Genomic DNA, 13,522 nt, shown 5'->3' with positions numbered 1-13,522 from the left:
CGCCAAGGCTCCCTGGGTTCGCTTTTTCCAGCATTCCGTACCTGTCCCGTACTTGTTTCGTACTAGTCCTGCACCATGAACGCCAATCTGTTCACCCTGTTCGAATCCCGCTTTCCCGCCGACCGCACCGCGTGCTGCATCGAAACGCATGACGGGCTCTACTACTCGTGGGACGACCTCGATCGCGCCACGGCCAAGCTGGCCAACCTGCTGACCGCGCTGAAGCTGCCCGCTGGCTCGCGCGTGGCGGTGCAGGTCGAGAAGTCGCCGGAAGCACTGTTCCTGTACTTGGCCACGTTGCGCGCCGGCTATGTGTATCTGCCGCTGAACACCGCGTACCAGGAGGCCGAGATCGACTACTTTGTCGGCAACGCCGAGCCTGCCGTGGTGGTCTGCAGCAGCAACAACTTCGGCTGGGTGTCGAAAGTGGCGTTCCGGCACGGCACCGCTCATGTTTTCACGCTCGACGACAACCGCACGGGTTCGCTGCTGCAACGCGCGGCGGTGCAGCCTGACACGTTCGAGACGGTCGAATGTGCGGACGACGATCTGGCCGCGATTCTCTACACGTCGGGCACCACCGGCCGCAGCAAGGGCGCGATGCTGACGCATCGAAACCTGGCATCGAACGCGCAAACGCTGAACGAGTATTGGGGCTGGCGCAGCGATGATGTGCTGCTGCACATGCTGCCGATCTTCCACGTGCATGGCCTGTTCGTGGCCTCGCATGGCGCGCTGCTCGCGGGCGCCAAGATGATCTGGGCGCCGAAGCTCGACATGGGCCAGATCCTGAAGTACCTGCCGCGTACCACCGTAATGATGGGCGTGCCGACGTACTACGTGCGAATGCTGCAGGAGCCCCGGTTCGACAAGGATCTGTGCAGCAACATGCGCCTGTTCGTCTCGGGCTCGGCGCCGCTGCTGCTGGAGACGTTCGATGCATTCCGCGAGCGCACCGGCCAGGCAATCCTGGAGCGCTACGGCATGAGCGAGACCGTGATGCTGGTATCGAATCCGTATGACCCGGCGCTGGGTGAGCGGATCGGTGGCACCGTGGGCATGCCGCTGCCGGGCGTGTCGGTGCGCGTGACGGACAGCGAAGGCAAGTCGTGCGAACCGGGTGTGATCGGTAACGTCGAGGTCAAGGGCCCGAACGTGTTCAAGGGTTACTGGCGGATGCCCGAGAAGACGGCGGAGGAATTTACGGCCGACGGCTGGTTCAAGACTGGGGACGTGGGCCGCTTTGGTGGCGCGATCGTCAGCCAGGCAGGCGAGCGCATCGTGCCGGACAACTACCTGACCATCGTAGGCCGCAGCAAGGACCTGATCATCTCGGGCGGCTACAACGTGTATCCGAAGGAAATCGAGAGCTTTATCGACGAGATGCCGGGCGTGGTGGAGTCAGCCGTGATCGGCGTGCCGCATGTCGACTTCGGCGAGGCCGTGGTGGCCGTGGTCGTACGCAAGCCAGGCGTGGAGATTGATGAGGCTGGCATGATCGGCACGCTGAAGGGCCGCATCGCCAATTTCAAGGTACCCAAGCGTGTGCACGTGGTTGATGAGTTGCCGCGCAATACGATGGGCAAGGTGCAGAAGAACGTGCTGCGCCAGCAGTTCGGGGCGCTGTGAGTTGAGCCGAGAGGGGCTCGGCCCCCTCTCCCGTTTCCTGGTCTATACACCACGGGAGAGGGGAGTGACCCGCTTACTTCACCATCTGCACCGAGCCGTTCACGGAAACCGTGACCTGGCTCTTGCCACCTTCTACCGGAATCGGCGCGCCAGCGCTATCCGACATGGCCTTCGCGGCATACATGCGCGGCATTGGCATGACACCGCCGGACTCGTTCAGCGAGACTTCGCGGATCGTGTAGCCGCTATAGCCGAACAGCTTGGTCGTGGCCTGTGCCTTGTCGCGGAACGCGGCCACGGCCTGGTCGGCGAGCTTTTGCTCGGCAGCCAGGCGTGTCTCGCGTGACAGCGAGAACGCGATGTTCTGCACCTGCATCTGGCTGGCCAGTTCGCCGGCCAGCTTCGACACGGCGGCGAAATCCTTCGACTTCAGGATCACCTCCGAGCGGCCACGCCACGTGCTGATGCGGCCATTGCGGTCGGTATTCGGATGAATCGTGAAGCCGCCGGACTGGGCTTCCACGCCTGACGTGCGCTTGGCCTGTGCCAGCACGGCCTGCGTGCGCGAAGACAGCGCATTGGAGATGGCCGTCGGCTCGGGGCCTTCCTGTTCGGCAGCCAGGGTCAGGTGCACGACGTCGGTCGGCACCTCGGTCGCGGCTTGCGCGGACAGCGACAGAACGCCCGAGGGAGGTGCAACCGTCTGGGCGGCGGCCATGGCGGCGGTTGTACTCAGCAGCGAGGCAGCCAGCAGTTTCTTCATATTGTTCTCCCGATCAAAGTGATGGCTATCAGACGCACGTGGCGGGCGTTCGTTCCCTGGCTCGCCCGGACGTGACGCATTCGCGCGTGTCTCGCGCACTGGTTTCTGCAAATCAAAGTCGCCGGCGGCGTCGGTGCGCCCCAGTGTTGTTGGGCGCGCAGTGCCGCATTGCCGCGGCGGTGCTTACTTCATCAGCTTTTCGGTGATATAGCGCCACTCGGCCGGCGTGACCGGCGTGATCGACAGACGATTGCCGCGGCGGAGCACGACCATGTCGGCCAGCGCATCGTGCTCGCGCAGTGCCTGGAGGGGGATCAGCGTGCTCTTGCGGACGAAGCTCACGTCGACGAGCGACCAGCGCGGATTGTCCTGCTTCGACGCGCTGTCGTAATAGTCGCTCTTCGGATCGAACTGCGTGGAATCGGGGTAGGGCTGGGAGCAGACCTCGGCCAGGCCGGCGATGCCCGGCTCCGGGCATGACGAGTGATAGAACAGGACGCCGTCGCCGATGCGCATCTGGTCACGCATGAAGTTGCGTGCCTGGTAATTGCGAACCCCGGTCCACGGCAACGTGCCTTCACGGGCGAGATCATCGATGCTGGCTTCGTCCGGTTCGGACTTCATCAGCCAGTACTGGCGGGCACGCTGGGCGGAGGAGGGCATTGTGATACCGATCGGTCCGTCTATGAGCAGTCAAAGAAAAAGGCGGTGGTTCTATCAAACCACCGCCTTTTAGGGGGTCCCCGCCTCGGCCGCTGGGTCGGCATCCTGAACCCAAGTGAGGTTCAGAGTGGCTGCGGAAGTCGTATTTCGGGTACATCGCCCACTCAGGGAGTCCAAGCTAGGCCCAGACTATGAATGCGGTAACGCGCTCGCCCATACGACATGATCCCGCACCATGCAATGCATATCGGTTCAAGGAGTTTATGACCCTCACGAACCAGGCAGGGAAACTGTCAAACGTCTGACTTTTAGTTCCTGTGCGTGCAATACGCTCGGGATGTCAGACGTTTGCCGTTTCAACTAAGGATGGGATGGAAACGGCGGCCAGGCGCGATAACCCGACCATCCAACTGCATCGGTCGCATGCGCCGTGCAGTGGCTACACTATACACCGCGACGACAGTCATACCAAGCTGGACGTACGGCGTCGTTACATTTTCCACAACACTAGCGCGCGGCGCGCGCGATGCGCGGCATCGACTTCACATCCGGGCAGATGGGGCCGTGGCCGCGCAATGCAAGGGCTGGCGCTTCCGGCCCGCGAAACAGAGCGCAGGCAGGCGGCTCAGCGCGTGCCGACGTGCGCGTACTGGCGCAGTGCTTCGTCGGCGCGCTCGTTCAGTTCGCGAATGCGCGCGCGCACTGCGTCGACCGGAATCGCGCCTTCTTCCTCTTGCTTGCGGCGCATCGCCAGCAGGTCCGACGCGATGCTGATCGCCGCCATCACGGCCACCCGCTCCACGCCCTTCGCGGCGACGGTGCCCTTGAGCTTGTTCATCTTGTCATCGACCAATGCCACGGCTTCCAGCAGCGCGGCCTCGTTATCCGGTGCGATCGCGAAGCGATACGGTTGGCCGGCGATGTTCACTTCTACTTGCTTGTTGCTCATGCGTGTTCTCCGGGGGCCTGCTGCGTACCTTCAGATGTAGCGCGCTTGCCGTCGCCGAGCAGGTCGAGCTGGCGCGCGTCGCTGGCCGTGGGCAGCTTGTCGAGAATCGATTGGATGCGAAGCTGAGCTTCCTCGATCTTGATATTGAGCAGTTCGCGGTCGGCTGCCATGGCTTCGCGATCCGCGCGCAACTGGCTCGCCTCGGCTTGCAGACGCTCGATCTCCGCACGCAGCCGCTGGTTTTCCGCCGCCAGGGTGTCTGCTTGATGCAGCACGCGCCCGATCTTGGCGGCCAGTTGTTCGAGTTCGTTGAGCATAGTGCCTGTCGTGTCCGGTAGGAGTGAAGGTCAGGTTTCGGGATTCTAGCCGATGCAGGCGGCTCGGCCACACCCAGCGAGCCGGTTAAGACGCCCGAGGTGCCACGAAGTTGCATCGTTCTGTAACGATCGGCCCGTCTCCAGATATCAAATCTCGGTTATCGGCAGCTTGACCCGCTGCATTGACGCCTAAGTTGAAACTCCATACACTCGCCCCCGTTCCAGGTGCTCGCACCCTGCTCATACAGGGCTGCAGTTCAACGGGAAACAGGGAGCCGGGCGCCGAAATCCATATCGGGGCAGGCCAACCTGTGCTGCCCCCGCAACGGTAAGCGACCGCGAACGCCCGCCACGTGCGGCTCGCAGGGCCGGCCAAACGCCACTGAATCTGAATCGTCACGATTTGATCGGGAAGGCGGCCAGCCTGATGTCGTCAGCCCGGATACCGGCCTGCAGAACGAGGGTATGCCGCGCCGAAGGTGCCATGCCTCATCGCCATATGGCCCGCGGGGGAACGGGCTTGGCCGTTCTATTCCATCCCTGCTCATGCGTTCCACGCTATCCAGGTCGACCGTCGCGCTGAAGCCGTCGGTTCGCCCGTCCATGCCCGCCATCCTGGCGGCCATCGCCCTTTTCCCGTCCGCATCGGTCTTCGCACAGGACGCGACGCCCGATGAGTCGTCGACCAGCACGCCGGCCAGCGCATCGACCAGTGCTCCCGCTTCTGCACCGGCAGCCGCGCAGGCGGCCAGCGGGCAGACGCTGGCGCCCGTGGTCGTCACCGCCTCCCGAACCGCGCAATCGGTGACCGAGGCCCTGCCGCACACCACGGTGGTCACCCAGGAAGACATCGTCAACTCCCAGGCTCCGGACCTGCGCTCGCTGCTGCGCAACCAGGCGGGCGTGGAGTTCTCGACCAACGGCGGCATGGGTACCAACACCTCGCTGTTCATGCGCGGCGCCAATTCGAATCAGGTGCTGATCATGATCGACGGCGTGCGGATTTCCGGCGTCAGCAGCGGCAATGCGCAGATCGCCAATATCCTGCCCGACCAGATCGACCATATCGAAGTGGTGCGCGGCAACGTCTCGGCGCTCTATGGCTCCGACGCTGTTGGCGGCGTGGTGCAGATCTTCACGAAGAGTGGCGCGGGCCAGGCGCCTGCCGCCAACGCGCAGGTGGAGTACGGCAGCAACAATACCCGCCAGGGTACGGTGGGTTACGGTGGCCAGATCGGTGCCACCTCGTTCAACGTCACCGGCTCGATGTACAAGACCGATGGCTTCTCGGCCATCAATGCGGCGCAGTGGAACGCCGACAATCCGAAGAGCGCCGCGCGCGGTATCGGCCCGAATCCCGGCAACAACCCGTACGAGAACAAGAGCATCTCGGGCCAGATCAAGCACCAGTTCACGCAGGACTGGGACGCTGGCGTCGCGACCTACTACTCGAACAGCCAGCTTTCCTACGACAACGCCTACGGCAAGCCGACCGACGACTACCGCATGGACAGCAAGCTCTACACGCTGTCCGCGTTCGTCAACGGCAAGGTGCTACCTGACTGGACCACGCATTTCAAGGTGGCGCAGAGCGAAGACCGCAGCGAAGGTACGATCAACGGCCTGTTCGACAGCCTGTTCAGCACGCGCACCCGCCAGTTCAACTGGCAGAACGAGTACGCGCTGACACCCGACCATACGCTGATGTTTGGCACGGACTGGCTGCAGCAGGAGCTGGCTTCGAGCTCGTACAACGCGCCGTCGCGCAATGTGTTTTCGGTCTATGGTGGCTACGAGGGCCGTATCGGCAAGCACCAGATCCAGTTGAACGGCCGCAACGACCACTATTCCGATTTCGGCGACCAGGGCAGCTTCTACGCCGGCTACGGCTACTACCTGACCAGCGCGGTCAAGTTGCTTGCCAGTGTCAGCAATGCGTTCCGCGCGCCAACGTTCAACGAACTCTACTACCCGAACTACGGCCAGCCGAACCTGCAGCCCGAACGCGCCAAGTCGGCGGAGGTGGGGGTGCAGGTGGAGACGGCGTCGGCCGGCCTGCTGCGCGTGACTGCGTTCGAGACGCGCTACAACGACCTGATCGTCTCCGCGTTGCAGCCCAACGGCCTCTACCTGGCGCAGAACGTCAACAAGGCCAAGGTGCAGGGGATCGAGGCATCGTGGCGCGCCAGCCTGTGGGGCACCGACGTGGGCGCCAGCGTGACGTTCCAGAATCCGCTGGATGAAACCAACAATTCGCAGCTTCTGCGGCGTGCCCGGCGCCATGCGTCGTTCGACGTCGGCCGGAATTTCGGAAACTGGCGTTTCGGCGGCGAATGGCTGGTATCCTCGGCGCGACTCGACAGCGGTTCGCGCACGCTGGGCGGGTACGGTATCGTCAACCTGAACGCCCGCTACAACATCGACAAGCAATGGTTCGTCGCCGCCCGAGTGGAAAACCTGTTCGACAAGAACTACCAGTTGGCCTACCCGTACAACACGCAGGGCAGGGCCGGCTTCATCACGCTGGGATGGCGTCAGAAGTGATGCCGCGCGTGGATGGCCATGGCTGAGCTGCGGCGCGCGCTGATCGTCTGGGGTGTCCTCGCGCTGGCGGGGCTGGCCGTCTTTGGCCTGTCGCTGGCGATCGGCAGCGTGTCGCTCGATGCCGGGCAGCTCTGGCAGGCGCTGAGCGGCGCGGACAATGGCACCGCAGGCGCCATCGTGCGCGAACTGCGGCTGCCACGCGCCGCTGCCGCGTTTGCCTGTGGCGGGCTGCTGGCGCTTTCCGGCGCATTGATGCAGGTGTTGTTGCGCAATCCGCTGGCCGAACCCTACGTGCTCGGCGTCTCAGGCGGGGCGTCCACCGGCGCGCTGCTGTCGATGCTGCTGATGCTTCCGCAGTGGATCGTGCACACCAGCGCGGCGGGTGGTGCGCTGGTGTCCATGCTGCTCGTCGCCACACTTGCCCGCCGTGACCTGCTCAACCCCAAAGTGCAGGGCGGACACCAGGAGGCCGGCGCGCGGTTGCTGCTGACCGGTGTCATCCTGGCCGCGGGGTGGGGCGCGGTGATCACGCTGATCCTCGCCATCGCACCGGAATCGCGCCTGCGCGGCATGTTGTTCTGGCTGACCGGTGACCTCGGTGGCACGGCCGCCTATGGCGCGGCGTTGGCCACCTTGATCGCCGCACTGCTGCTGGCCCTGCCGATGGCGCGGGCGCTAAACGTGATGCTGCTGGGCGAGACCGTGGCGCAATCGCTGGGTGTTCGCGTTGGCCGCGTGCGCCTGGCTACCTTCCTGATTTCCTCCATTTCGATTGCCGCCGCCATCACGACGGCCGGGTCGATTGGCTTCGTCGGCCTGGTGGTGCCACACATGGTGCGCCTAGCCTGGGGGAACGACCAGCGCCTGCTGCTGCCGGCGTCAGTGCTGCTGGGCGGCACCTTGCTGATGGCTGCCGACCTGATCGCGCGTACCGTGGTTGCCCCCACGCAACTGCCGGTGGGCGTCATCACGGCGCTGCTGGGCGTGCCGACCTTCCTCTACCTGCTGCTGCGGAGACCGCGATGAGCCATTGGTCCGAGCCGCTCACAGACTGTCCGCAGTTGACGCTGCGGCAACTCGGCCTGCACGCCGGGAGCCGCGTGCTGCTCGATGGCCTCTCGATGTCGATCGGCGCGGGGCAGCTCTGGTGCATCGTCGGCCCGAACGGGGTCGGCAAGTCCACGCTGATGGGCGTGCTGGCCGGTCTGCGCGCGCCCGACAGCGGCGCGGCCGAGGTCGACGACATTGCGGTCACGCAGATCGCCCCTGCCACGCTGGCGCGGCAGCGGGCCTATTTGCCTCAGGCTGTGCACGATACGTTCTCGATGCTCGTCGAGGATGCCGTGCGCATCGGCCGGCATCCGCATCTGAGCGGCTGGGGCTGGGGCCAGCGTGACGATGACCGGATCGTGGATGATGTCATCGACGCGCTCGATCTCGAGCCGCTGCGTGGCCGCGACGTGCTGACACTGTCCGGTGGCGAGCGCCAGCGCGTGTCGCTGGCTGCCGCGCTGGTGCAGCAGGCGCCGCTGCTGCTGCTGGACGAACCCGTGGCGCACCTGGACCTGCGGCACCAGATCATGGTGCTCGACCTGCTGCAGCGTCTGACCCGATCGGGCCGCCACGCAGTTGTCGTGATCGTGCATGACCTGACCCTCGCGCATCGCTATGCCACCCACGCGCTGCTGATGGCCGAGGATGGTCACGCGCTGCACGGCCCGGCGCACGAGGTCCTGACTCCCGCGCAGTGCTCCCATGCGCTGCGTACCCCAATTATCAGCATCAGTGACGGCACCCATACCGCGCTGATCCCAGATGGAAATCAGACATGAGCGATACCCCGAATACCAACGATGACGCCGGCCGCGATGCCCGTCACAAGGCACGCATGGTCCGCAAGAAGGAGGTGGTCGATTCCAAGATCGCCGCGGCGCAGACCGAGCGCGGCGTGATCGTGATCACCACGGGCAATGGCAAGGGCAAGTCGAGCTCGGGCTTTGGCATGGTGGTGCGCGCCATGGGTCATGGCATGCGTACCGGCGTGGTCCAGTTCATCAAGGGCGCATTCCCGAGCGGCGAGGAAATGTTCCTGCGGCGCTTTCCGGAGGAGTGCGAGTTCCACGTGATGGGCGAAGGCTACACGTGGGAAACCCAGGACCGCGCGCGTGACGTGGCCAAGGCAGAGGCCGCATGGGAGGTGGCGCGCCGGATGCTGCGCGATCCGTCGTTCGACCTGATCCTGTTCGACGAACTCAACATTGCGCTGAAGCTGCACTATCTTGATCTCGATACCGTCATCGCCGATCTGCGCGCGCGTCCGCCGAAGCAGCACGTGGTCATCACAGGCCGTGGCGCACCGTCCGCGCTGATCGAGGCCGCCGATACCGTGACCGACATGACACCGGTCAAGCACGCGTTCGAGCAGGGCATCAAGGCCCAGCCGGGCGTGGAAATGTAATTCGCGTCATTCGAATCAGCACCATGGCAACCGCAATTTCCGACTACGCACTGACCCTGCCACCGATCGCGCCGCTCGACGCATCGCTGCGCGCCGCGTTGCAGGCCGCAATCGACGACAAGACCAAGCCACCCGGCTCGCTGGGCCGGCTCGAGACGCTGGCCATGCAGATCGGGCTGATCCGTGGCGAGACCGTTCCTGATCTGACCCGCCCGGCAATCATCGTGTTTGCCGGCGACCACGGCGTGGCGGACACGGGCGTCAGCGCATTTCCGGCGGAGGTCACGGCGCAGATGGTGCTGAACTTCCTGAATGGCGGGGCGGCGATCAACGTCTTCACCCGCCTTCACGGGTTGGCGCTCGAGGTGGTGGATGTGGGCGTGCGCGCGCCGCTGCCGGCCTCGCCGAGCCTCGTGAACTGCCGCGTGGCCAACGGCACGCGCAACTTTGTCGAAGAGCCGGCCATGACGCCGGAGCAGGCCGGCGCGGCGATCAATGCCGGCATCGCACGGGTGCTGCGGCACGGCCAGCAAGGTACCAATGTGATCGGCTTTGGCGAGATGGGTATCGCCAACACGTCGGCCGCGGCCTGCGTGATGAGCCGCCTGACCGGCTTGCCGTTGGAGGCATGCATTGGCCGTGGCACGGGCCTCGACGATGCGGGCGTGGCCCGCAAGCAAGAGATCCTCTCGCGGGCGCTGGCCAGGCACTCGGACGTCACCGATCCGCTCGATGTGCTGGCCACGTTCGGCGGCTTCGAGATCGCAGCGATGACGGGCGCATACCTGGCTGCCGCGGCCAGCCGCATGGTGATTCTGGTGGATGGCTTCATTGCATCGGCGGCGCTGCTTGTGGCCGCGCGCATCGACCCGAATGTCCTGCAGTACTGCGTGTTCTCGCACTGCTCGCACGAGCACGGGCACCGCGCGCTGCTGGCCGAATTCAAGGCCGAGCCGCTGCTGGCACTGGACCTGCGGCTGGGCGAGGGTACCGGCGCGGCGCTGGCATGGCCGCTGGTGGCTTCGGCAGTGGCGTTCCTGCGGGAAATGGCCACGTTCAGCGGCGCGGGCGTCAGCAACGCATCGGCGACCTAAAGCGACCTAAAGCGACCTGAGGCGTCATGATGGCCAACGAACTCCGCTTCTTTCTCACTGCCGTCGGCTACTTCACGCGCGTGCCGTTGCCGGCGCGGCTGGCGAGCTGGGTGGGGTTCGAGCCGCACTTCCTGAATGCCGCGTCGCGCTACTTCCCGCTGGTGGGGTTGATCGTTGGCGCGTTCGGCGCGCTGGTGACATGGGGCGCGCTGTCGTTCTGGTCCCCGTCGGTGGCGATCGTGCTCGGCATGGCCGCCACGTTGTTGTTCACCGGCGCGTTCCATGAGGATGGCCTGGCCGATTGCGTCGATGCCTTCGGTGGTGGCTACCGCCGCGAGGATGTGCTGAGGATCATGCACGACTCGCGCGTGGGCGCATTTGGCGCGATCGCCATTGTGGTGGCGCTGTTGCTGAAGTGGCAGCTGCTGGTATCGGTGGCGGAATCGGGCGGTGCGATGGTGCTGCTGGCGTCGCTGGTGGCGGCGCACGGAGCCAGCCGCGCGATGGCGATCACGTTCCTGGCCACGCATGACTATGTGCGTGCCGAGGGCAAGGCCAAGCCGGTGGCGCAGCGCCTGTTTGGTGTCGGACTGGTTTTCGCGCTGGCGTGCGGTGTCGTGCCGCTGCTATGGCTGTCGCCGGTGTTCGCGGGCGTGGCGATTCTGGTGCTGGCCGTGCTGCGTGCCGCGCTGGGTGCGTACTTCGTGCGCCGTATCGGCGGCTATACCGGTGACTGTCTCGGCATGGCGCAGCAGCTTGCCGAATTGTCGATCTACCTTGTGGCGGCGGCATGGAAGTGGTCCTGATCCGGCATGTCCGGCCCGATGTGGCGCCGGGCGTTTGCTATGGCGCGCTCGATCTGAAACTGGCGCAGCCGGTTAGCCCCGCGCCGGAGCGGATCGTGCGCCTGCTCGACGATTTACCGCCCTCACGTCTGGTGACGAGTCCGGCAGTGCGTGCGATGGAAACCGCGGCGCTACTGTCCGCGCATGTCGAGACGCCCATCCGTGAAATCGAGCCCCGGCTGCGAGAGCTGGATTTCGGCGCGTGGGAAGGCAAGGCGTGGAGCGACATTCCGCGCGATGCGCTCGACCTGTGGGCGGCGGACCTGATGGGCGCGCGCCCGCACGGCGGCGAAAGCGCGCAGCAGGTGATGGCGCGGGTGACGGCGTGGGCCGACACGCTCGACGCAAGGTCGGGTGATTGCCTCTGGGTCGTCTCCCATGCCGGGCCGATGCGGATGCTGGCCGCGCACTGGCTTGGGCTGACGCTGTCCCAGACGCTGCAGTGGGAGCTGGAGTTCGGGGCGACCTGTCACTTCCACCTGGGGAAGCGACAGGCCAGACTGGGGTGGTGGAACCGGAGCGCCAAGGCGTAGCGTGCCGGCATCAGCCCGGCCGCCGAGACCTCGCCACGTCCAGATCCTTGCAAATCTCCGCCGCGCCCTGGGCCACGCGCGGGCCAGCGCGATTGATCAGATCGCCGTCGATCACGAACAGGTTGTTGCGTGCCACGGCCGTGACCTGCTTCCACTTCTCCCACATCGCAAAGTCCGCGAGCGGCTTGTCGGATCGCGTAGCACCCATGCCGGCGGTCAGCATGACCTCGGGGTTGCCCGCGACCACGGCTTCGACCGAGACCGTTGGCACCAGTGCCGCTTCCTTCCCGAACAGGTTGCGACCGCCGCATAGCGCGAGCAGGTCGCTGACCATGTGTTCGCCGTTCAGCGTCATCAGCGGCTGCTGCCAGACCTGATAGAACACGGTCACGGGCGGGCGGCCCGCGTAGGTTTTGCGCAGCGTGCTTACCTGCTGGCGGAAATCGGTGGCGGCGCGGTGGGCCACGGGCGTGGTGCCCATCAGCGTGCCGAGCTTTTCCAGATTGTCGGCGATGCCGTCGAGCTTGCGTGGCTCGCTGAAGAACAGCGGCATGCCGAGCGCGCGCAGGCGGTCGGTCTGTTTCTGCGCATTACCGTGGCGCCAGACCACGATGAGGTCGGGCTTGAGCGCGGCGATCCGTTCGAGATCGAGCGCCTTGTTGTCACCCACGCGCGGAATATCGCGCGCCTGCGGCGGGTAGTCGCTGTAGCTGACCGTGCCGACGATGCGGTCGCCGCCGCCCGCCGCGAAGATCAGTTCGGTCACGTGCGGCGCCAGAGAGACGATGCGGCGGGCCGGCTGCGCCAGCGTGACCGTCTCGCCCGCATCGTCGACCACGGAGACCGCGGCATGCGCCGGCAGGGCGGCAATCAGCAGGGCACTTGCTGCACTCGCTACGTAGAAGGCTTTCATCGGAATTCAGGTCGGGGAAGGGAGTGCGTGGCGTGCGTGGCCAAGCGCGGCATCCAGCCGTTGCCATGCCGCGTCGTCGTCAGGTGGCAAGCCAAAGCGCAGGCTGGTCGGGCATCCGCCGGCTGCGTCGAACAGGCGTGTCCAGACGCCTTGCCGAGCAAGGGCTTCATGCAGGCTGCCGGCCCGCGCGTCGGGCACCCAGCTGAACAATGGCTGCGACACGGGCGACAGGCCATGGTCGCGTAGCAGTATCGCCAGTCGTTGTCCTGCCGCGCTCAGCGATGTGCGTGTGGCGGCCTGCCACGCGGTGTCGGTCAGCGCGATGCGTGCCACGGCGCGTGCCGGGCCCGATACGGTCCAGTGGCCAAGCTGATCGGCCAGGGCGTCGAGCAGGGCCGGCTGCGCCAGCACGAAGCCGCAGCGCACACCCGCGAGACCATAGAACTTGCCAAGCGAACGCAGCACGACCAGTCCCGGTGCCGTGCTGCTTTCGGCCAGCGATGCCGCACCGGTGCAATCGATAAAGGCCTCATCGACGATCAGCGTGCCGCCGCGCGATGCCAGCCGCTCATGCCAGTGCCGCAGGGTGTCGATGGGCAGCAGCCGGGCCGTCGGGTTGTTCGGATTGACGACGACGAGGTGATCGAGCGCGTTGGCCAGATCGGCACGCTGGAAGTCGGCCTCGTCCAGCGGAGTGACAGTGTGCCCCGCCTGTGCGAAGGCCGGCGCGTATTCGCTGTATCCGAGCGCGGCGATGCCGACGCGTCCCGGGCGCAGCAGTCGCGGCAGGGTGCGGATGGCGGCCTGCGAGCCG

The 13,522-nt window shown here is 65.6% G+C and carries 14 protein-coding genes, 1 other RNA gene and 1 riboswitch; of the genes, 8 read left to right on the top strand and 7 right to left on the bottom strand.

What is annotated here, in order from left to right; translation table 11 throughout:
• The first annotated feature begins 75 nt into the window (after nucleotides 1-75).
• Entirely contained in the window at nucleotides 76-1,629 is a 1,554-nt protein-coding gene (locus D769_RS08660) for a malonyl-CoA synthase (RefSeq protein WP_008644087.1), read from the top strand.
• A gap of 73 nt (nucleotides 1,630-1,702) precedes the next feature.
• Here D769_RS08660 and D769_RS08655 read toward each other — a convergent pair whose 3' ends face one another.
• The 5 genes from D769_RS08655 to D769_RS08640 form a co-directional block, all read right to left on the bottom strand.
• On the bottom strand, nucleotides 1,703-2,392 hold the full coding sequence (locus D769_RS08655) for an SIMPL domain-containing protein (RefSeq protein ID WP_008644086.1): 690 nt from the start codon (nucleotides 2,390-2,392) through the stop codon (nucleotides 1,703-1,705).
• Between the two features lie 183 nt (nucleotides 2,393-2,575).
• Nucleotides 2,576-3,055, bottom strand: coding sequence for an EVE domain-containing protein (locus D769_RS08650; RefSeq protein WP_008644085.1), 480 nt, complete (start codon nucleotides 3,053-3,055; stop codon nucleotides 2,576-2,578).
• A gap of 73 nt (nucleotides 3,056-3,128) precedes the next feature.
• Nucleotides 3,129-3,346, bottom strand: a non-coding RNA gene (gene ssrS / locus D769_RS30935) — 6S RNA.
• A gap of 334 nt (nucleotides 3,347-3,680) precedes the next feature.
• Complete coding sequence (locus D769_RS08645) at nucleotides 3,681-4,004, bottom strand: cell division protein ZapA (protein WP_008644084.1); 324 nt, start codon at nucleotides 4,002-4,004, stop codon at nucleotides 3,681-3,683.
• Complete coding sequence (locus tag D769_RS08640) at nucleotides 4,001-4,321, bottom strand: hypothetical protein (protein ID WP_008644078.1); 321 nt, start codon at nucleotides 4,319-4,321, stop codon at nucleotides 4,001-4,003. Before D769_RS08640 ends, D769_RS08645 begins: the two co-directional genes overlap by 4 nt.
• A 206-nt stretch (nucleotides 4,322-4,527) precedes the next feature.
• Nucleotides 4,528-4,790, top strand: a riboswitch (cobalamin riboswitch).
• 134 nt (nucleotides 4,791-4,924) lie between these two features.
• On the opposite strand from D769_RS08640, the gene D769_RS08635 reads away from it, so the two are divergent.
• From D769_RS08635 to cobC, 7 genes are read left to right on the top strand one after another with little or no spacing between them, the layout of a single operon-like run.
• Nucleotides 4,925-6,865, top strand: coding sequence for a TonB-dependent receptor (locus D769_RS08635; RefSeq protein ID WP_008644077.1), 1,941 nt, complete (start codon nucleotides 4,925-4,927; stop codon nucleotides 6,863-6,865).
• Nucleotides 6,866-6,883: 18 nt separating this feature from the next.
• The gene (locus D769_RS08630; RefSeq protein ID WP_040010954.1) at nucleotides 6,884-7,891 is read left to right on the top strand and encodes an iron ABC transporter permease; all 1,008 of its coding nucleotides are present in this window, start codon (nucleotides 6,884-6,886) and stop codon (nucleotides 7,889-7,891) included.
• The gene (locus D769_RS08625; protein ID WP_008644073.1) at nucleotides 7,888-8,697 is read left to right on the top strand and encodes an ABC transporter ATP-binding protein; all 810 of its coding nucleotides are present in this window, start codon (nucleotides 7,888-7,890) and stop codon (nucleotides 8,695-8,697) included. The genes D769_RS08630 and D769_RS08625 overlap by 4 nt, the downstream gene beginning before the upstream one ends.
• Nucleotides 8,694-9,323 (top strand): cob(I)yrinic acid a,c-diamide adenosyltransferase, encoded by a 630-nt coding sequence (cobO, locus tag D769_RS08620; RefSeq protein WP_008644069.1) that lies wholly within the window; start codon nucleotides 8,694-8,696, stop codon nucleotides 9,321-9,323. The genes D769_RS08625 and cobO overlap by 4 nt, the downstream gene beginning before the upstream one ends.
• Before the next feature lie 23 nt (nucleotides 9,324-9,346).
• A complete protein-coding gene (cobT, locus tag D769_RS08615; RefSeq protein WP_008644067.1) occupies nucleotides 9,347-10,417 on the top strand; it encodes a nicotinate-nucleotide--dimethylbenzimidazole phosphoribosyltransferase in 1,071 nt (356 codons plus the stop codon).
• 26 nt (nucleotides 10,418-10,443) lie between these two features.
• Complete coding sequence (locus tag D769_RS08610) at nucleotides 10,444-11,223, top strand: adenosylcobinamide-GDP ribazoletransferase (RefSeq protein WP_008644065.1); 780 nt, start codon at nucleotides 10,444-10,446, stop codon at nucleotides 11,221-11,223.
• On the top strand, nucleotides 11,208-11,795 hold the full coding sequence (cobC, locus tag D769_RS08605) for an alpha-ribazole phosphatase (RefSeq protein WP_008644063.1): 588 nt from the start codon (nucleotides 11,208-11,210) through the stop codon (nucleotides 11,793-11,795). Before D769_RS08610 ends, cobC begins: the two co-directional genes overlap by 16 nt.
• Nucleotides 11,796-11,805: 10 nt before the next feature.
• Here the strand turns inward: cobC and D769_RS08600 are convergent, their stop codons facing one another.
• Complete coding sequence (locus tag D769_RS08600; protein WP_008644061.1) at nucleotides 11,806-12,708, bottom strand: cobalamin-binding protein; 903 nt, start codon at nucleotides 12,706-12,708, stop codon at nucleotides 11,806-11,808.
• Nucleotides 12,709-12,714: 6 nt separating this feature from the next.
• Nucleotides 12,715-13,522: threonine-phosphate decarboxylase (locus D769_RS08595; protein WP_008644060.1), on the bottom strand; the 808-nt coding region annotated here is incomplete at its 5' end.

This window comes from Cupriavidus sp. HMR-1 (genome assembly GCF_000319775.1).
GTDB lineage: Bacteria > Pseudomonadota > Gammaproteobacteria > Burkholderiales > Burkholderiaceae > Cupriavidus > Cupriavidus metallidurans.
This window is presented reverse-complemented; position numbering and strand designations above follow the sequence as displayed.

What these genes read in the sequence shown, in the direction of transcription:
- D769_RS08660 (WP_008644087.1), top strand. Translation starts at nt 76, where the DNA reads ATGAACGCCAATCTGTTCACCCTGTTCGAATCCCGCTTTCCCGCCGAC.
- cobO (WP_008644069.1), top strand. Translation starts at nt 8,694, where the DNA reads ATGAGCGATACCCCGAATACCAACGATGACGCCGGCCGCGATGCCCGT.
- D769_RS08635 (WP_008644077.1), top strand. Translation starts at nt 4,925, where the DNA reads ATGCCCGCCATCCTGGCGGCCATCGCCCTTTTCCCGTCCGCATCGGTC.
- D769_RS08640 (WP_008644078.1), bottom strand. Translation starts at nt 4,321, where the DNA reads ATGCTCAACGAACTCGAACAACTGGCCGCCAAGATCGGGCGCGTGCTG.
- D769_RS08600 (WP_008644061.1), bottom strand. Translation starts at nt 12,708, where the DNA reads ATGAAAGCCTTCTACGTAGCGAGTGCAGCAAGTGCCCTGCTGATTGCC.
- D769_RS08625 (WP_008644073.1), top strand. Translation starts at nt 7,888, where the DNA reads ATGAGCCATTGGTCCGAGCCGCTCACAGACTGTCCGCAGTTGACGCTG.
- cobT (WP_008644067.1), top strand. Translation starts at nt 9,347, where the DNA reads ATGGCAACCGCAATTTCCGACTACGCACTGACCCTGCCACCGATCGCG.
- D769_RS08650 (WP_008644085.1), bottom strand. Translation starts at nt 3,055, where the DNA reads ATGCCCTCCTCCGCCCAGCGTGCCCGCCAGTACTGGCTGATGAAGTCC.
- cobC (WP_008644063.1), top strand. Translation starts at nt 11,208, where the DNA reads ATGGAAGTGGTCCTGATCCGGCATGTCCGGCCCGATGTGGCGCCGGGC.
- D769_RS08655 (WP_008644086.1), bottom strand. Translation starts at nt 2,392, where the DNA reads ATGAAGAAACTGCTGGCTGCCTCGCTGCTGAGTACAACCGCCGCCATG.
- D769_RS08610 (WP_008644065.1), top strand. Translation starts at nt 10,444, where the DNA reads ATGATGGCCAACGAACTCCGCTTCTTTCTCACTGCCGTCGGCTACTTC.
- D769_RS08645 (WP_008644084.1), bottom strand. Translation starts at nt 4,004, where the DNA reads ATGAGCAACAAGCAAGTAGAAGTGAACATCGCCGGCCAACCGTATCGC.
- D769_RS08630 (WP_040010954.1), top strand. Translation starts at nt 6,884, where the DNA reads ATGGCTGAGCTGCGGCGCGCGCTGATCGTCTGGGGTGTCCTCGCGCTG.